The 17,965-nt window shown below is 64.9% G+C and carries 14 protein-coding genes; 5 read left to right on the forward strand and 9 right to left on the reverse strand.

The annotated features are described in order from the left end of the window. Positions 1-5 precede the first annotated feature (5 nt). From AC1RJW_RS23855 to AC1RJW_RS23880, 6 genes are all read right to left on the reverse strand, one after another. Positions 6-833 (reverse strand): carbohydrate ABC transporter permease, encoded by an 828-nt coding sequence (locus AC1RJW_RS23855; protein WP_121670323.1) that lies wholly within the window; start codon positions 831-833, stop codon positions 6-8. Continuing rightward, positions 821-1,711: a carbohydrate ABC transporter permease gene (locus AC1RJW_RS23860; RefSeq protein ID WP_493047153.1), complete on the reverse strand. Its 891-nt coding sequence runs from the start codon at positions 1,709-1,711 to the stop codon at positions 821-823. Before AC1RJW_RS23860 ends, AC1RJW_RS23855 begins: the two co-directional genes overlap by 13 nt. 81 nt (positions 1,712-1,792) lie before the next feature. Then, positions 1,793-3,037 (reverse strand): ABC transporter substrate-binding protein, encoded by a 1,245-nt coding sequence (locus AC1RJW_RS23865; protein ID WP_436495930.1) that lies wholly within the window; start codon positions 3,035-3,037, stop codon positions 1,793-1,795. Between the two features lie 172 nt (positions 3,038-3,209). Next, positions 3,210-3,740, reverse strand: a complete 531-nt coding sequence (locus AC1RJW_RS23870) for a GNAT family N-acetyltransferase (RefSeq protein ID WP_493047154.1) — start codon at positions 3,738-3,740, stop codon at positions 3,210-3,212. Positions 3,741-3,748: 8 nt separating this feature from the next. Next, a complete protein-coding gene (locus AC1RJW_RS23875; RefSeq protein ID WP_493047155.1) occupies positions 3,749-4,267 on the reverse strand; it encodes a GNAT family N-acetyltransferase in 519 nt (172 codons plus the stop codon). Between the two features lie 36 nt (positions 4,268-4,303). Next, on the reverse strand, positions 4,304-5,578 hold the full coding sequence (locus AC1RJW_RS23880) for an amidohydrolase family protein (protein ID WP_493047156.1): 1,275 nt from the start codon (positions 5,576-5,578) through the stop codon (positions 4,304-4,306). Between the two features lie 383 nt (positions 5,579-5,961). Here AC1RJW_RS23880 and AC1RJW_RS23885 point away from each other — a divergent pair, with 383 nt between their 5' ends. The 4 genes from AC1RJW_RS23885 to AC1RJW_RS23900 all read left to right on the forward strand — a co-directional run bounded on the left by AC1RJW_RS23885 (position 5,962) and on the right by AC1RJW_RS23900 (position 12,793). After that, complete coding sequence (locus AC1RJW_RS23885) at positions 5,962-6,834, forward strand: phasin family protein (protein ID WP_493047157.1); 873 nt, start codon at positions 5,962-5,964, stop codon at positions 6,832-6,834. Positions 6,835-6,999: 165 nt separating this feature from the next. Then, positions 7,000-8,751 (forward strand): ABC transporter ATP-binding protein, encoded by a 1,752-nt coding sequence (locus AC1RJW_RS23890; protein ID WP_493047158.1) that lies wholly within the window; start codon positions 7,000-7,002, stop codon positions 8,749-8,751. After that, on the forward strand, positions 8,741-10,549 hold the full coding sequence (locus AC1RJW_RS23895) for an ABC transporter ATP-binding protein (RefSeq protein WP_493047159.1): 1,809 nt from the start codon (positions 8,741-8,743) through the stop codon (positions 10,547-10,549). The genes AC1RJW_RS23890 and AC1RJW_RS23895 overlap by 11 nt, the downstream gene beginning before the upstream one ends. A gap of 174 nt (positions 10,550-10,723) precedes the next feature. Continuing rightward, a complete protein-coding gene (locus AC1RJW_RS23900; RefSeq protein WP_493047160.1) occupies positions 10,724-12,793 on the forward strand; it encodes a sensor domain-containing diguanylate cyclase in 2,070 nt (689 codons plus the stop codon). A gap of 48 nt (positions 12,794-12,841) precedes the next feature. Here the strand turns inward: AC1RJW_RS23900 and AC1RJW_RS23905 are convergent, their stop codons facing one another. Together AC1RJW_RS23905 and AC1RJW_RS23910 are read right to left on the reverse strand one after the other, a co-directional pair. Continuing rightward, on the reverse strand, positions 12,842-13,171 hold the full coding sequence (locus tag AC1RJW_RS23905) for a hypothetical protein (RefSeq protein WP_493047161.1): 330 nt from the start codon (positions 13,169-13,171) through the stop codon (positions 12,842-12,844). 138 nt (positions 13,172-13,309) lie between these two features. Continuing rightward, positions 13,310-14,587 (reverse strand): cytochrome-c peroxidase, encoded by a 1,278-nt coding sequence (locus tag AC1RJW_RS23910; protein ID WP_493047306.1) that lies wholly within the window; start codon positions 14,585-14,587, stop codon positions 13,310-13,312. Positions 14,588-14,753: 166 nt separating this feature from the next. Between AC1RJW_RS23910 and acpA the strand changes: the two genes are divergently transcribed. Continuing rightward, entirely contained in the window at positions 14,754-16,874 is a 2,121-nt protein-coding gene (gene acpA, locus AC1RJW_RS23915) for an acid phosphatase (protein WP_493047162.1), read from the forward strand. Positions 16,875-16,930: 56 nt separating this feature from the next. On the opposite strand, the gene AC1RJW_RS23920 is transcribed toward acpA, so the two are convergent. Next, complete coding sequence (locus tag AC1RJW_RS23920) at positions 16,931-17,845, reverse strand: hypothetical protein (RefSeq protein WP_493047163.1); 915 nt, start codon at positions 17,843-17,845, stop codon at positions 16,931-16,933. Positions 17,846-17,965 lie beyond the last annotated feature (120 nt).

Here is a 17,965-nt window from a genome sequence, read left to right on the forward strand (position 1 = left end):
TCCTTTTATTTGTGTTTGAGCATGGAGTTGAGCAGCCGTCCCAGGATGCCGACGAACAGCAGCGGCGGCAGCGCCAGCAGCACGGTGGAAGCGTTCACCACGCCCCACGGCACTTCCTGGCCCATCGAGGTAAACGCCGACGCCACCACGGGCAGGGTCATGCTTTTCGACGAGGTGAGCGCCAGCGCGATCATCAGTTCATTCCAGACCAGCACGAAGCTGAAGACGATGCCGCCCATCAGGGTCTTCGAGGCTACCGGCAGGGCCACATGCCAGAACACCTGGTAGGGGCCATAGCCGTCCAGCGCGGCCGCTTCCTCGATCTCCTTGGGGATGCGGGCAAACGCGGGAATCGACAGCCAGATGATGGTCGACAGGGTCACCAGCAGATACGTCACCACCATCGACAGGCGCGAGTCGTACAGCCCCAGGTCGATCCAGATGGAGATCAGCGGAATGGCGACGGCCACGGGCGGCAAAAAGCGCAGGGACAGCAGGAAGAACTGGATATCCTTCTTCGCCGGAATCGGATAGCGGGCGATCGCATACGCGGCCGGCACGCCCAGCACGGCGCCCAGCAGCACGGCCACGCCGACGATGGCCACGCTGTTGCCCAGCCCCGTCAGCACTTCCGGGCTGGCCAGCACCTGCTGGTAGTTGGCCAGGGTCGGGCTGAAGAAAAAGCGCGGCACGGGCGTGACGATATCCATCAGCTCCTTGAAGGAATTGAGCACGGCCCACAGGATGGGAAACAGCGCCACTAGGATAATCACGGTGGTGATGGCGGTGGTGGTGACGGCACCAACGCCGCGCGTCAAAGTCAGTTTTCCCATTTGGCGACCCGCTTCCAGAGTAGAGTGAAGATGACAGTCGTGGCCAGCATCATCAGCACGGCCATGCTGGAGGCGTACGACACCTTGCCCATCAGGCCGATGCCTTGCGCATACGCGTACATGTCCAGCGTTTCGGTGGAGATGCCGGGGCCGCCCTTGGTCATCACGTAGATCAGGTCGAACGAACGCAGCGACTCGACCATCTTGATGAACACGAGGCTCATGATGGGTACCTTCAGCATGGGCAGCGCGATGTAGGCATACACCTGGAGCGTGCTGGCGTAATCGAGGCGCGCCGCTTCCAGCGGTTCGGCAGGCAGGGTTTCCAGCAGCTTCAGGATGACGGCGCCGAAGAACAGGCCCCACTGCCAGATATCGACCAGCGCCACCGCATACAGGGCCGTGGCGGGGTCCGACAGCAGCGCCGTGCCGCCCAGGCCCACGCATTCGAGCAGCCAGTTCAAAATGCCCATCAGCGGCGAATACATGAACTTCCAGATGAAGGCGGCCGACACGCGCGGCAGCAGCACGGGCACGATCAGCAGCAGCGCGATGACATCGCGCGTGCGTCCCTTGACTTTCTCGAACAGGAAGACGGCCAGCAGCACGCCGACGAGCAGCGAGCCGGCCACGGTGACCACTTCCCATATGGCCGACACCTGCACGGCATTGAGGAAGCGGCGGTCGCCAAACAGGCGGATGAAATTGGCAAAACCGACGTAGTCGCTGTCGCTGTAGCGTAGCACGCGGTTTTGCAGGGCCAGGTTGATGGCGGCGATACTGGGCACCAGGCCCAGTATCAGCAGGACCAGCAGCGGCAGCGTGAGGAACACGGCCGGCAGCCAGGTATGGCGTTTCTTGCGGATGGTATGCGGCATAGGAGAGACTCTCGCAACGGACTGTCAGGCACAGGGAAGCTGGCCGCCGTCTTGAAGGACGGCGGCTAAACAGCATGGGAATTACTTTCTCTTCTGCGCCCGCTGCATCACTTCCGTGGCGTACTCATTCGCTTCATCGAGCGCGCTTTGCACGTCGCCGCGCGTGCCCGTAAACACCTCTTCCAGCACGACGCCCAGGTTGTCGCCGATGTCCGGCCACTCGGGGCTGGGCCAGATGGTGACGCGCGAGACGGGCGTGGTGTCCGTCAGGCCCGCCTGGATCTGCGGCTTGACGTGCTTGCGGAAGTACTCGCTGGCGATGGTGCTGCTGCGGTTGTAGTCGCTGAAGACGTTATCCTTCAGGCGCGCCTGTTCCTGCTCCTTGCCCGTGGCCCAGGCGATGAACTTGCCAGCCGCCTGGCGCGTGCATTCATCCCTGGCGCCCGTGGCGGAGATAGCCAGGCCGTGGCCATACGCGGCCGATGGCAGCGGCGATGGCGGGCGCACATAACCCACCTTGTCGACCACCGAGGATTTCTTCGGGTCTTCCATCCAGTCGGCGAACGGCGTCGATTCGATCATGAAGGCCACCTTGCCCGACCTGAACGCTTCGAGCGCATTGCTCCAGTCGTAGGTGGCGCCGCCCGGCGGCGAGTACTTGAACAGCTCGCGGTACAGGGTGGTGGCCTTCACGGCCTGCGGCGAATTGAAGGCCGGCACGCCATTGTTTTCCCATTTGCCGCCGGCGGCCAGCATGAACGGCGCCCAGCGCCACACATTCATGCCCGAGCCGCGCTGGCCCCGCGCCGCCCAGCCATACACGTTCGGCGGGTTGTTCAGTTTTTTCACGGCGGCGACCAGTTCGTCGAGCGTCTTCGGCACGGCGATGCCGGCCTTTTCCAGCAGGTCGCGGCGGTAGAACAGGAAGTCGCTGCCGCCGATCAGGGGCGCGAAATACGCCACGCCCTTGTACGAGGCGACGGCGCGGCGGCCCGGCAGGAAGTCGTCGTAATCGGCATCCTTGGGCAGGTATTTGAGCAGGGGGACGACCCAGCCGGCCGTGGCAAATTCGGCCACGTTGGCTTCGTCGATGTAATAGATCTGGTAGGAGCCGGCCTTGGTGGAAGCGTCGAGCCTGGCCTTGGAGCGGCGGTCGTTTTCGCCGAAATAGCTGATCTGCACCTTGGTGCCGTTTTTCTTTTCATACTCGGCCAGGGTCTTTTCCATCACGGTCAGGCCCAGGCTTTTTTGCGCCAGCACCTTGAGGACGGGCACCGAGCAGCTTTGCGCCAATGCCGCCGGCATCGACGCGCAGGCGGCGGACATGACGCCGCCCCATGCAATAGCAGTAACGATTTTCATCACGAGTCTCCAGTTTTTATAGTCCGGCGGTCTTCCACCGGTATGCCAACTATAAAAACAAAGACTGCGCGCCACCACTACAAAAGCGGCCGGATTTTAAATACTATTTTTCAGCCTGACGATACGCCTTGCCCATTCAATCCAGACGAAAATCGCGGCGGTAGACATTCGTATCCTTGCCATCCGGCTGGCGGCGCGTAAAGCGCTCGAAGCGCAGCCCCAGCTTGTTGAGCAGGTTGATCGACGCCTGGTTCTGCAGCGAGGTGATGCCGTACAGGGTGGGCAGGCGCAGCACGTGCTGCGCATGCCGCACGATGGCGGCCGCCGCTTCCCAGGCATAGCCCTGGCCCCAGTAGGCGGGACGTACGGCATAGCCGATATCGGGGCCGGGCAGGCTGTCGCGGCGCACCAGGCCGGCCATGCCCACGGGGGCGCCGTCGCTGCGGCGCTCGACGATGTACAGCGAATAACCGTGTTCGCGGAACTGCGCCATGGGTCCCGACTCCAGCGCGGCGCGGGCCGCTTCCAGGGTATGGATGTTGCGCTGGCCGATATTGACGATCCACGACGGGTCGTTGACCAGCTCCATGTAGAAGGCCGCATCGTCCAGGGTGGCCGTGCGCAGACGCAGACGGGGCGTCTCGATGACGGTGATCGGCTCTGTCATGGCGCCGCTCATGCCGGCCACTGCATCGGGTCGGTCAGCAGCTGGTACATCACGTAGGCGTCGACATAGCCCAGCTGCGCGTGGCGGTAGGCCAGCGGCAGGGTGGCGACCACCGTGAAGCCCAGTTTTTTCCACAGGGTGACGGCGGCCAGGTTGGTGCTGACGACGAAGTTGAACTGCATCGCCAGGTAGCCCGCGCGGCGCGCCTCTTCCATGCAGTGCACGCCCATCAGGCGGCCCACGCCCACGCCTTGCGCGGCGGGATCGACCATGAACGAGGCATTGGCCACGTGCGATCCATGACCCGGCTGGTTCGCCACCAGCTTGTACATGCCCAGCAGACGCTCGCTGCCCATCACGGCGACGAAGCTTTGCACGCCGGGACCGAACCAGTAGGCGTGGCACTCTTCGCGCGTGGTATCGGCGGGGAAGGTATAGGTGTCGCCAGCGGCCACCAGGACCTGGAAGATGGCCCACATGGCGTCGAAATCGGCTTCGTTGGCCGGGCGGATATCAATTTCTTTCAAGGCGGTGCTCCCAATGACAAGTGATGGCCGATTGTATCAGCGCCCCAGGCGGAAGTTCACACTGTCGGGCCGCCCCGGCAGGTGCAGGCGCGATTGCGCGCGCGGCGCCTCGCTGACGACTTTCCCGCGCCGCAGCACCAGGCGCCGCGCCGCGCGCAGGCGCAGCGCTTCCACCGTGGAGCCGCAATCGAGGATCAGCAAGTCCGCATGGCAGCCGGGCGCGATGCCGTAGCCGTCCAGGCCCAGGATGCGCGCCGGCGTCTCCGTCACGGCCAAAAAACACTCGTGCATCGCCTGCTGGCCCGTCATCTGCGCCACGTGCAAGCCCATGTGCGCCACTTCCAGCATGTCGCCGGAACCGAGGCTGTACCACGGGTCCATCACGCAATCGTGGCCGAAGGCGACGGGAATGCCGGCGGCCAGCATCTCGGGCACGCGCGTCATGCCGCGCCGCTTCGGATACGTATCGTGGCGCGCCTGCAACGTGATGTTGATGAGGGGGTTGGCAATGGCCGCCACGCCCGCCTCGCGGATCAGGGGCAGCAGTTTGCTCACATAATAATTGTCCATCGAATGCATGGACGTCAGGTGCGAACCCGTCACCCTGCCCTGCAACCCCAAGCGCTGGCTGTGGAAGGCCAGGGTTTCGATGTGGCGCGACAGCGGGTCGTCCGATTCGTCGCAATGCATGTCGACCATCAGCCCACGCTCGCAGGCAAATTCGCACAGCAGGCGCACGGATTCCGCGCCGTCGGCCATGGTGCGCTCGAAATGCGGGATGCCGCCCACCACGTCGACGCCCATGGCGATCGCGCGCTTCAGATTGTCGAAAGCGCCGGGACTGCGCAGGATGCCATCCTGCGGAAAGGCCACCAGCTGCAGATCGAGATACGGCGCCACTTGCCGCTTGACGTCGAGCAGCGCTTCCACGGCCAGCAGGCGCGGGTCGCAGATATCCACGTGCGAGCGGATGGCCAGCAAGCCGCGCGCCACGGCCCAGTCGCAATACTGCAGGGCGCGTTCGATCAGCGCGTCCTGCGTCAGCTGCGGTTTCAGCTCGCCCCACAGGGCGATGCCTTCGAGCAGGGTGCCGGAGGCGTTGACGCGCGGCAGGCCGTAGCTGAGCGTGGCATCCATGTGGAAGTGGGCGTCGACAAACGGCGGCGTGACCAGATCGCCGGCGGCGTCGATCTCTTGCGCGCCCGTCACGGGCAAGGCGGGGCCGACGGCGGCGATGCGGCCGCCCTCGATGGCGATATCGATGGCGCGGCGCCCGTCGGACAGGCTGGCATTGCGGATGACTAGGTCCATGCGGACACTCCTTCGGTTGACGACTGTGTCTGGTGCTTCCAGTTAATTATCATTTAATATACTTCTCATGGATGCTGCAGTGCAAGAAATCAGCCACTGGCAAAAGCGTAGCCATAGATTCCCTGGCAACACCTTGCGCGCGCGCAAACTTCCCGCAAATGCTGCCAGGCGCATGAATGGGGCAAGCACACGTCGCGCCATCTAAAGAAAATAACTTTCAACTAACTCGAATCACCGCTAGAATATTCATATTGCGTTGCATCATAAAAAGTCTATGATCAGCTATTTAGCACGCTACCTACTTTACAAAACGCGGCCAACTCTGGTTTTCGGGATTTTGCAGAGCGTTTTGCCAGCATTTTAATCCGTACAAAGGAGTAAATATGTTTCCGCTTCCAGAACACATTTCCAGCGCCGCCAAGTCGCAACTGGAAAACCAGCTGCAAATCTTCAGCACCCTGACCAGCAAAGTCTTCGAAAGCGCCGAGAAAATCATCGCCCTGAACCTGAACGCAGGCAAGGCTGCCATCTCGCAAACAGCGGAAACGGCGCAGCACCTGCTGGAAACGCAGGATCCGCGCGATTTCTTCAGCTACAGCACCAGCCAGGCGCAGCCGAACATCGAAAGCGTGCTGGCCTACAGCCGCCAGCTGTTCGGCATCGCTTCGAGCACCCAGGCAGAATTGCTGGCCTCGGCCAAGGCCCGCCTTGATGCGGCCGCCCCTGTCGTCGCAACCGCGCCTGTTCCGGCCCCTGCCAAGCCCGCGCTGGCCGTCGTCGCGCCTGCCGCCGCACCTGCACCTGCACCTGCACCTGCGCCGGCAGCGGCGCCCGCGCCCGTTGCCGCCAAGCCGGCCGAAGTGGCCAAACCTGCCGAAGTAGCCAAGCCGGCCGCCAAGGCAGCGCCAGCGCCAGCCGCTGTTGCCGCCCCGGCCGCCAAGCCGGCGGCAGCACCTGCCAAGGTTGCCGAGAAGGCCGCCGACAAGCCCGCCGTGAAAGCCGTCGAAGCCAAACCGGCAGCCAAGCCTGAAACGGCCAAGCACGCACCTGCCCCCGCCACCGCCGCGGCCCCAGCGAAAGCCGCCGCGCCAGCCCCCGCCAAGCCGGCCGCCAAGCCAGCCAGCACCGCCGGCAAGACCGTGGCCAAGGCCGCCGTGAAGCACGCCCCTGCGCCGGCCGCCAAGGCAGCGCCCAAGGGCACGCCATCGAAACAGCTCGACATGCTGGGCGGCAGCAAAGGCAGCGGCCGCAAGTAAGCCTCGCGCACGGTACTGACGCAGCAAAACAACGGGCTACGGCCCGTTTTTTGCGTGCCCGTCCACAGCGCGCTTTTCCGCCTTGTTGTATCCTACGCGTACTTTCCGTCCGCGTGCCCGTCCTTCCGCCCCGCGACACCCCATTACTCAAAACAAAAGGTAACCATGAGTTTATCGAGGCTCATCGCCGGCTTCGTGCGTCAGCATTGGCCGGCGTATGCCGCCGCCGCCGTCATGCTGACAGGCGTGGCAACACTGACCGTCTGGATCCCGCGCCGCGTGGGCGCCATCATCGATGCGCTGGCCGCGCACCGCATGACGGCCGCCGAGCTGTGGCTTGAGCTGCTGACCCTGCTCGCCGTCGGCGTCGTCATCTACTTCCTGCGCGTGGGCTGGCGCATCACCCTGTTCAAGGCCGCCTACCAGCTGGGCGTGATGCTGCGCACACGCTTCTACACGCGCATGTCGCAGCAGGGCGCGTCGTTCTACCAGAACCAGCGCACGGGCGACCTGATGGCGCTGGCGACGAACGACATCGACGCCATCGAAATGGCCGCCGGCGAAGCCATGCTGGCCGGTTTCGACGGTACCCTGACCTTGCTGATGGTGCTGGGCATCATGCTGCTGGGCGTGGACTGGCGCCTGGCCTGCATCGCCCTCCTGCCCTTCCCCCTGATGGGACTGGCCTTCTGGCGCATTTCCAGCCATATCCACACGGCGTCGACGGATTCCTTAAAGCGCTTTTCGGCGCTGAACGACCACGTGCAGGAATCGCTGTCGGGCGTGCGCACCTTGCGCGCGCTGGGCCTGGAAGAGCGCAGCAGCAAGCAATTCTCCACCCTGGCCGGCCACGCGGCCAACGCCAGCCTGACGGCGCAGCGCTGGGAAGCGGCGTACGAACCGGCCGTCGGCCTGACCCTGACGGCGGCCACGGCGCTGACCCTGGGCCTGGGCGGCTACCTCGTGTGGCAAGACCAGCTGACCATCGGCGCACTGACGAGCTTTTCCATGTACCTGGGCCAGCTGATCTGGCCCATGTTCGCCGCCGGCTGGGTGCTGTCCCTGATCGAACGGGGCCGCGCCGCCTGGCAGCGGCTGCAACCCATGTTAGATGCGCCGCTGGCCATCGACGACCATGGCAGCATCGCCACGCTGACGCCCGGCCCCCTGCACTTGCAGGACATCGGCTTTGCGTATGCGGGCCAGACGGCGCCGGCGCTGTCCGGCATTTCGCTGCTGTTACAGCCGGGCCAGACCCTGGGCCTCGTCGGTCCCACGGGCAGCGGCAAGTCGACCCTGCTGCGCGTGCTGCTGCGCCAGGTGACGCCGCAATCGGGCACGGCCACGTGGAACGGCCAGCCGCTGGATGCCTACACCCTGCATGCGCTGCGCGCTGCCATCAGTTGGGTGCCGCAGGAGTCCTTTTTATTCTCCGCCACCATCGCCGACAATATCGCGCTGGCCCGCCCCGGCGCCACGCGCGAAGAAGTGGAACGGGCGGCCCAGCTGGCCGACATTCATGCCGATATTTTGCAGTTCCCGGACGGTTATCAAACGCATGTGGGCGAAAAGGGCATCACCCTGTCCGGCGGCCAGCGCCAGCGCGTGGCGATTGCCCGCGCCCTGCTGGCCGACAACGGCTTGCTGCTGTTGGATGATGCGCTGTCCGCCGTCGACACGGGCACGGAAACGCGCATCCTGCAGCACCTGGAAGAACTGCGCGCGCGCCGCCCCGAGCGCAGCGCCATCATCGCCAGCCACCGCCTGAGCGCCGTCGTCAACGCGGACCTGATCCTGGTGCTGCGCGATGGCCACGTCACGGAAACTGGCAACCACGACGCGCTGATGCAGCGCGACGGCTGGTATGCCAGCCAGTGGCGCTATCAACAACTGGAGGCCAGCCTCGATGCCATCTAAGAACGACCAAGCCACCGCCGCCACGCCATCCGTGCGCCGCCAGGCCGCGCAAGCCGTCGGCCTGCTGCGCCGCGCCGCCGCGCCCGACCTGCGCCATTTGTACTGGGCCACGTTCTGGCTGATCCTCGCCGCCGCGCTGGAAGTCACGGGTCCCATTTTAGGCAAGGCCCTGATCGACCAGCATCTGCTGCCGCGCCACCTGGACTGGACGCGCATGTCGCTGCTGCTGGGCGGCTGCCTGCTGACGGGCTGGGTCGCTTCCGGCCTGCGCTATTTGCAGCTGGTGCGCCTGTCCGGCCTGGCCATGCGCTCGGTGCAGCGCCTGCGCGAAACCGTGTATCAGCACGTGCTGCGCCTGCCGATGAGTTTTTTCGACCGCGCCATCACGGGGCAACTGGTCAGCCGCGTCACCAACGACACGGAAGCGGTGAAATCGCTGTACGTGCAGGTGCTGTTCGTCATCCTCGACAGCTCCATCGTGCTGGTCGGCACCATGGCCGCCATGGCCTTCCTCGACTGGCGCTTGATGCTGATCGTGCTGGCCCTGCTGCCGGCCGTGCTGCTCATCGTCTTCCTGTACCAGCGCTGGAGCGCGCCGGCCGTCACGCGGGCGCGCGCCCTGCGCAGCGAGATCAATGGCCAGATCGCCGAATCGATCGGCGGCATGAGCGTGCTGCAGGCGAATAACGCGGAAAAGCGCTTCGGCGCGCGCTTCACGGGCATCAACCAGGACCACTACACGGCGCGCATGCAGGAATTGCGCGCCAACGCCTGGCTGCTGCGCCCCGCGCTCGACATGCTCAACATCGTGCTGCTGGCCGTGGTCATCTTCAGCTTCGGCCGGCGCGAGATGGGCGCCGTGGAAGTGGGCGTGCTGTATGCGTTCATCAGCTACATCGCGCGCGTAATCGAACCCTTGATCCAGATCACCATGCAATTCAGCCAATTGCAGCAATCCGTCGTGGCGACGGCGCGCGTCTCGGCCCTGCTCGATGAAGCGCAGGCGCTGGAACACGCACAGGGAAGGGAGACTCCGGCCCTGCGGCAGGCGAAAGCGGACAGCGATGTGCCCGCCGTCGACATTTCCCGCCTGACGTTCGCCTACGTGGAAAACCAGCCCGTGCTGCACGAGCTGTCGCTGAGCATTCCCCAGGGCGCCTTCTTCGGCATCGTCGGCCACACGGGCAGCGGCAAGTCGACCCTGCTCTCCCTGCTGCTGCGCTTCTACCCCGTCACGCAGGGCAGCATCGCCATCAACGGCGTGCCCCTCGACAGCATCGACAACGAGCACTTCCGCGCCGACGTGGGCCTGGTGCCGCAAGACCCCTTCCTGCTGGCCGCCTCGGCGCGTGAAAACATCGACATGGGCCGCGGCTACACGCAGGCGCAGATCGAGACGGCCGCCCGCGCCGCGCATGCGCACGACTTCATCGCGGCGCTGGAACACGGCTACGACACGCCGCTGGGCGAAGGCGGCTCGCGCCTGTCGTCGGGGCAGAAGCAGCTGATCGCGATTGCCCGCGCGCTGGCCGGCCAGCCGCGCATTTTGCTGCTGGACGAAGCGACGTCGCGCATCGATAGCCAGACGGAGCAGATCGTGCAACTGGCCCTGAATGAATTGCGCGGCAAGGTCACCATCATCGCCATCGCCCACCGCCTGTCGACCATCCGCGAGGCCGACCGGATCATCGTGCTCAACCATGGCCGCATCACGGAAGCGGGGCCGCACGACGCCTTGATGCAGATCGAAGGGGGCTTGTACCAGCGCCTGTACCTGCTGCAGCAGCTGGCGCAGTAATGCTGTTTTGTCAATGCCTGCCGTGTGCACTTTCGCAAATTTCTGCGTCCCGCATGATATTTCTTGATTGCAACAGAATATAATCTGCTCCAGACAGGTGGTCATTGCGGGAGCGGGACGTTGGCAGGCAGACAGAGACGGGCATCATGGCGAAAAGCGCATTGGCTGCTGGTATTGGCCTGCCTGCTGCCGCCTGCCGCCCAGGCCCAGGTCAGCAACCTTGAGCAGTATCTTGCCGCCGTGCGCGACGATGGCCGCTTCGTGCCCGCGCGCGCCCTGGAGCGCCTGCAGGAGGTGGAAACGCAGGCGCGCAGCGCCCCCTTGCCCGTGCGCGCGGAATTCCTTACCCAACTGAGCAACGCCCGCATGCGCCTGGGGCAGAACGACATCGCCATGCAGCTGGCCGAGGAGCTGATCGCCTACGCCCGCATGAACAAGAGCGACGTGGCGCTGGCGAAAGGCATGCTCAACAAGGCCTACATCACGTTTGCCAGGAACGAGCGCCGCGCCTCGCACCTGCTGGCCTTTGAAGCGGAACGCATCGCCAACCGCACGGACGACTTGCCCGTGCGCGTGCAAGCGACCATCAGCGCGGGCCAGTCGTGGGCCGAGGAAGGCAATTTCCCGTTTGCGCTGGCCAAGCTGCAGGCGGCCGTCGACCTGGCGCGCCAGAGCGAATCCCCTTCCAGCCTGGCCGCCGCCCTGAATGCGCTCACCTTGCTGTACACGCAGATGCGCGAATACGACAAGGGCTTCGAGGTGCTCGACGAATTGCTGGCAGTCTCCGCGACACTGGAATCGCCGGGCCGCATGGCGCAGGCGAAGAACACGGAATACGGGCTGGCGCTCGACGCGCAGCAGCCGCAGCGGGGCCAGCGCGCCCTGCTGGCGGCCCTGGCGCTGGAACGCCAGCTGCGCGCGCGCGGCATGGTCGCCGTCACTCTCGTCAATCTGTCGGACAGCTATCTGAAGGAAGGCGACTACGCGCGCGCCCAGCGCTACGCGAATGAAGCCATCACGGCGGCGCGCCTGGTCAACGACGAACAGGTGGAGGCGACGGCGCGGCTCAATATCGGCCAGGCGCTGATCGGCCAGGGACGGCTGCAGGAAGGCAAGCAAAGCGTGGCCACGGGCCTGGCCTACTATGAACGCACGGCCAACCAGCCGGACATGCAGGCGGTGCTGCTGGAATACGGCATGGCGCTGGAACAGGCGGGCGACCTGCGCGGCGCCGTCACGGCGTATCACCGCGAGCGGGGTATTTCCAACCAGCTGTTCGAAAAGCAGCGGCAAAAGGCCGTGTATGAGCTGCAAGAAAAGTATGAGGCGGAAAAGAAACAACGCCAGATCGAGCTGCTGAGCCGCGAAAATCAGCTGAAAAGCACGGAAATCGACAACCGCCGCCTGCAGCAGCGCGTGTGGTGGCTGCTGGCGCTGGTGCTGGCCATGGCGTCCGTCATCGTCGGTTTGCTGTACCGCAAGGTGCGCCACGCAAACGTGCAGCTGAAGGTGAAAAACCAGGAACTCAAGCGTCAGAGCTCGCGCGACCCGCTGACGGCCCTGTACAACCGCCGCCACTTCCAGGAATTCATGCGCAGCCATGCGGGCAAGCCGCAGCCGGCCTACGGTGGCAACGACGTCGTGGGCGCGCTGTTCCTGCTCGACGTCGACCATTTCAAGCACATCAACGACGCTTACGGCCATGCGGCGGGCGACCTGGTACTGACGACCATCGCCGAAACCTTGCACGATGTGTTGCGCGAAACAGACATGATCGTGCGCTGGGGCGGCGAGGAATTCCTCGCCTTCCTGCCTGCCGTCGCGCGCGACGGGCTCGACGATATCGCGCGGCGCATCCTCAACGGCATGGCGGTGCAAAGCATAGACTACCAGGGGCAGACCATTCAGGTGCACGTGTCCGTGGGCTTTGCGCCCTATCCGCTGGCGCCGCTGGGACGGCCGCTTACGTGGGAACGCAGCGTCAACCTGATCGACATGGCGCTGTACCTGGCCAAGGCGCACGGGCGCAACCGGGCGTATGGCTTGCGCGGTTTTCAGCAGGTGGAAAGAACGACCCTGGAAGCGGTGGAGCAAGACCTGGAACGCGCGTGGCGCGACGGCTATGTCGATTTGAGCGTGGTACTGGGGGGAACGGACGGGATCGATGGTGCAAGTACAGGGATGGCGGCGCACGGCAGGCAGGCGGGCGCCGGCGATGGCGTCGCCGCAGCCGCCATCACCTGACGGCAGCCACGGGGACCGGACCGGCAGCGGCCGGCCCTGGCGCAGTGATTACTTGTGCGCGGCGTCCTGCATCTTTTCGCCGGCTTTTTCCACTTTCTTGCCGACGGCATCGGCCGCTTCGCTCATTTTCTTGTCCGCGTCAGCGGCGACCTGGTCCATCTTGGCGCTCGTATCGGAGGCAGCCTGGCTCACGGCAGCGTCGGCTTTGGTAGCGGCGGCCTTGATGTCGGCTTCAGCCTTGGCAGCGGCCGCATCGATCTTCTGGCCAGCTTGTTCCGCAGGACCGGCGGCGACATCGTCCTTCTTCTGGCAGGCAGCCAGTGCCACAACCATCATGCCGGCGGCGCACACGGTCATCCAATTTTTGCTTACTTTCATGATATTCCCTTTCATTGTTATCAAAAGACACAGATCAGTTCGCAATATACACCTGCCTAAAATTTTCTAGCGTGCGCTAACGCACATAAAAACACGCTTTTGTGGCATAGTTGTAAGCAATGGTATCTTGATATCTTTTCAGCCATGCTTCCCCTCTGCCGGGCGGAGCGCCGGATAGCCATCCGTCAGGGTATGCAGGAAGGCGATCACGTCGGCGATCTCCCGCTCGTTCAGGGCCGGCGCCTGGCCCGGCTGGCGGTCGAACGGCGCTTCCACATTCACGTTCGCTTCCAGGCCGGGCGGCAGATCGTTGTATTTGCGCACCTTGCCATTGTTGTCCTTGGGATACCATTTTTGCGGCGCCGTATCGCGCTGCACGTAAAAACGCAGCACCTGCTCCAGGCTGGTGAAACTGCCGTTGTGGAAAAACACCTTGCGCAGGGCGACATTGCGCAGGGACGGCGTCTTGAAGCTGCCGCAGTACTCCTTGTGCTTCATCAAGTCGGTGCGGTCCGGGCCACATAAACCCATGTCGAAGAACGCCGGGTCCGCATTAGCCGGCAGCTTGCCATTGCGCGGCACGCCGATATTGATCAAACCGTAGTCCGTAAATTGGGGAAAGGCGCCGCCGGCGCTCACCTGGCTGATGTGGCAGGAGGCGCAATTGCCCTTGCGCTCATCGTTGAACAGGGCCAGGCCGCGCGCTTCCTGCGGACTCAAAACGGCCTGCTTGCGCAGCACGGCGTCGTACTTGCTCGTGTATGGATAGAAATCCAACGGGCTTTCCTGGAACACTTCCAGCGACATCAGCGCCCAGCGCAGCGCCTGGCCCGGCTGCTCGAAGATATCGGCGCCATACGTCTGGCGGAATTGCGCCGCCAGGGGGCCAGCGCGCAATTTGGCGACGACGGCGGCCGCGTCGCGGTTGCCCATCTCGCGTTTGGAGAGCAACGGCGCCAGCGCCTGCTCATGGCCGGACTGGGCGCGGCCATCCCAGTTGCGCCCGCCCGTGGGGCCCGCGTCGACGCTGTCGTCGCCATCGTCGTCGTGATAGTGCTCGGTAAAGGCGGGCGCGGTCTGCAGGTAGCGCAGCGAGGGCGCCGCGCGCGTGCCCGCATCCTTCAATTCCGGGCCGCCCAGCTGTACCGCCAGCGCGTTCGGCGGACCGTACGCGTGTTCGGGACTGTGGCAGCTGGCGCACGACATCTTCCCCGACACGGACAGGCTGGGTTCGAAAAACATGGCGCGTCCCATGGCCATCATCTGGGCCACGGAAGGCTGGCGTTTCAGGGAGGGGGCGTAGGCGCCCGCCAGATAGGCGGGCTTGGCTGCGGCTTCTTTTTGCGCTGCCGGATGGCAGGCGGCCAGCAGGCAGGCGGCTACAAAGGCGAGCAGCAAGGAGGGCATCGGTTTCATCATGGGCTGGCAGCGTAGCAACGGCATGTGACAGCTGCGTGACAAGACCCTGCGAAACGTAATGTATCAAGTCCGTACATTACGTCATGTAACAGGCGCTGACATGTCACAGAGCTGACATATTGCCTGCCTAGCATGCGACGTTTTCCACCCAGAAGGCATGAACATGAAACCGCACGCTCGCCCCATCTTACGTCCCCTACCAATCTTGCTGTCGCTGGGCCTGGCCGCCTGCGGCAGCGACTATGCGATCACGCCCAGCACCACGGGCCAGGTCATCGGCAGCTACTATGAAAACGCCCAGGTATGCCTGGAAAGCGCCACAGCCAAGCTGACCTGCGACAGCGCTTCGACTCCCGTGCGCACGGCCGCCGACGGCAGCTACACGCTCGACGGCCAGGGCGCCGTGCTGGTGACCGTCGGCACGGACGCCATCCGCCATGAAGCCATCGGTGATGCGGGCAGCAAGGTGACGCAAAAACTGCTGCTGCGCGCCCCCGCCGGGCACAGCACCTTCGTCAGCGCCCTGTCGACGGAACTGGCGCAAGTCATGGAAGGCAACGGCGGTGACTTTGCGGCCGCCAGCAGCAAGCTGGCCGCGCGCCTAGGCGTGTCGGAAGCGGGCCTGGCATCCGACTTCAACAAGGCCAGCGGCGACGAATTGACAAAGCTCAAGGCGGAAAACGCCAGCGTGACGGCCCTGATCGCCAGCGCCAGCGCGCAGGCGGCACCGGCCGACGCGCTGGCCGCCCTGAACGGCGCGCTGGCGCTGAACAATATCCAGACCATCGTCGTCATCTACGCGGAAAACCGCGGCTTCGACAACTTGTACGGCCTGTTCCCGGGCGCGAACGGCGTGCCGGGCGTCAATCCCACGTCGACTTCCACCTACGTGCCGCAGAAAGACTATGACGGCAGCACCCTGCCCGTGCTGCCGCCCACCTGGGGCGGCATGACGGCGGCCGGCCAGAGCACCGTCATCACGCAGGCGCAATCGGCCAACCTGCCGAACAAGCCGTTCCAGATCGACGACGCCGGCAGCCCCCTGTACCTGCCGCAATCGGTGATCACGCGCGACCTCGTGCACCGCTTCTACAACAACCAGATGCAGATCAACGGCGGCGCCAACGACAAGTTCGCGGCCTATTCCGATGCGGGCGGCCTGTCGATGGGTTACTACGACGGCAGCAAGATGCAGCTGTGGGACATCGCCAGACAGTATGCGCTGGCCGACAATCTGTTCATCGGCGCCTTCGGCGGCTCCTTCCTCACGCACCAGTATCTGATCTGCGCCTGCGCACCCACGTATCCGAACGCCGACACCTCGGTGGCCAAAGGCTCAATTGCGAAGATCGACGTCGACGCCAACGGCAACTTCGTGCGCCTGACGCCGTCCGCCACGGCACCGACCACGGTCCTGAACGGCGCGCCCGCCTACGCCAACGACGGCGCGCTGACGCCGGCCGACAGCACGGGCATGTTCTACGCCGTCAACACCATGCAGCCGCCATTCCAGCCCAGCAGCAATGCGCCCGCCTCGGGCGACAGCAGCAGGCTGTATGCGGACACGGCCAAGGCCACCACCCTGCCGCAGCAGACACAGACGAATATAGGCGACTTGCTTTCAGGCAAGAACATCGACTGGGCCTGGTACGCGGGCGCCTGGAAGGACACGACGGCCCTGGCCACGGCCAGCGCGCGCGCCGGCAGCTTCCCGAATCCACCGAATTTCCAGTTCCACCACCAGCCGTTTAACTATTTTGCCAACATGGACCCCGTGAAGGCGCCCGCCTACCGCGCCGCCCACCTGCGCGACTTCGACAGCCAGTTCCTGGCCGACGCCAGCGCCGGCAAGCTGCCGCCCGTGGCCTTCTACAAGCCGCAGGGCAATTTGAACCAGCATGCGGGCTACGCCAGCGTGGCCGACGGCGACGCGCATATCGCCAGCGTCATCGCCCAGCTGAAGAAGAGTCCGCAATGGAAAAACATGCTGGTCATCGTCACCTACGATGAAAACGGCGGCTTTTATGATCACGCCGCGCCGCCGAAGGGCGACCGCTGGGGTCCGGGCACGCGCGTGCCGGCCATCCTCGTCTCGCCGTACGTGAAAAAGGGACTAGTTGACCATACGCAATACGATTCTGCCTCCATCCTGCGCGCCATCACGCACCGCTTTGGCCTGCCCGTCCTGGACGGCTTGAACACGCGCGACAAGGCGCTGGTGGCCAATGGCGGCAAGCCGATGGGCGACTTCAGCGCGGCGCTGGCGCTGGTGCCGCAAGAGTAAGGCTGAGTAGGTGCGCCCTCCCGGCCTGGCCGCGGCGGGCGTTTTAGCTGTTGGCGCTACTGGCCAGGGGCCGTATCGAGCAACGAGTGCTCGAGCAATTGCGACAAGGCCGCGCGCAGCGCCTGCGTGCGTGCCGCCAGTTCCGGCCGCTTGTAGCGCTCGGCAGCGATCAGGCTGTTTTCCAGGCAGACGCGGTCCCCCTTGGCCAGGCAGGCGTCGGCCAGGTCGAGCTGGGCGCTGGCTTGCGCCACTTTCACTTTGGCATCGAGTTCCAGGGTGTCAGGATCGTCGCCCCAGCGCTTCACGTAGGCGGCCAGGCGCGTGGCGGCCAGCTCCGGCTTGCCCGCATCGAGGGCCTGCAGGACGCTGTCTTGCAGCGCCGTCCACGCCTGCGCCCGCTGCTGTTGCCTGTCGCACGCGGCGGCGGACTTGGTGATATTGGCCTGTAGACGTTTGATCTGCGCGGCGGGTGCCTTGGCGCTTTTCAGCACGGCCAGCGCGCTGCGCGCCCCGTCCAGGTCGCACTGCGCCGCCAGCGCAGTGGCGGCCTCGACCTGTTCCCCCACGCTGGCCGGCTTGTCGGCCGGCTTGTTATAAAACCAGATACCGGTCAGCACCACGGCCGCCGCGATCCACGTGCGCAAGCGCACGGGCGGGCGCGGCGGCGGCACCGAGCCCCTGGCGGCTGGTTTCGCGGGAGGCGCCTTGGCCGGTGCGGCAGCCGGCGGCGGAGCCGGCTGGGGAGCGGAAGCTGGCTGCGGTGCGGGCTGCGGTGCGGCTTGCGGCGTGAACACGGGCGGGGCGACGGGCACCGGCGGCGGCATGCGCGGCACCGGCGGCACCACCGCTTTCTCCAGAACTGGCGCTTGCGCCACCTGGCGCGCACCGCAAAACGGGCAATGCGCCACGCGCAGCGGCAAGGTCCGGCCGCAGGCGGCGTTGATGCAAACGTCATTCACTGTTTCAAGCACATTCCAACCTTTTCCTGGAGTCATTCCACTGCGTTCTGCCGCAATATTACCTTACGCAAGCACGGCACCGGCGCACCGGCGCCCTGTTCAACAGTCTTGATACCGATCAAAAAGCCTTCG

The organism is Janthinobacterium sp. GW822-FHT07A03 (assembly GCF_058798815.1).

What these genes read in the sequence shown, in the direction of transcription:
- AC1RJW_RS23855 (WP_121670323.1), bottom strand. Translation starts at nt 833, where the DNA reads ATGGGAAAACTGACTTTGACGCGCGGCGTTGGTGCCGTCACCACCACC.
- AC1RJW_RS23860 (WP_493047153.1), bottom strand. Translation starts at nt 1,711, where the DNA reads ATGCCGCATACCATCCGCAAGAAACGCCATACCTGGCTGCCGGCCGTG.
- AC1RJW_RS23865 (WP_436495930.1), bottom strand. Translation starts at nt 3,037, where the DNA reads ATGTCCGCCGCCTGCGCGTCGATGCCGGCGGCATTGGCGCAAAGCTGC.
- AC1RJW_RS23870 (WP_493047154.1), bottom strand. Translation starts at nt 3,740, where the DNA reads ATGACAGAGCCGATCACCGTCATCGAGACGCCCCGTCTGCGTCTGCGC.
- AC1RJW_RS23880 (WP_493047156.1), bottom strand. Translation starts at nt 5,578, where the DNA reads ATGGACCTAGTCATCCGCAATGCCAGCCTGTCCGACGGGCGCCGCGCC.
- AC1RJW_RS23885 (WP_493047157.1), top strand. Translation starts at nt 5,962, where the DNA reads ATGTTTCCGCTTCCAGAACACATTTCCAGCGCCGCCAAGTCGCAACTG.
- AC1RJW_RS23890 (WP_493047158.1), top strand. Translation starts at nt 7,000, where the DNA reads ATGAGTTTATCGAGGCTCATCGCCGGCTTCGTGCGTCAGCATTGGCCG.
- AC1RJW_RS23895 (WP_493047159.1), top strand. Translation starts at nt 8,741, where the DNA reads ATGCCATCTAAGAACGACCAAGCCACCGCCGCCACGCCATCCGTGCGC.
- AC1RJW_RS23905 (WP_493047161.1), bottom strand. Translation starts at nt 13,171, where the DNA reads ATGAAAGTAAGCAAAAATTGGATGACCGTGTGCGCCGCCGGCATGATG.
- AC1RJW_RS23910 (WP_493047306.1), bottom strand. Translation starts at nt 14,587, where the DNA reads ATGAAACCGATGCCCTCCTTGCTGCTCGCCTTTGTAGCCGCCTGCCTG.
- acpA (WP_493047162.1), top strand. Translation starts at nt 14,754, where the DNA reads ATGAAACCGCACGCTCGCCCCATCTTACGTCCCCTACCAATCTTGCTG.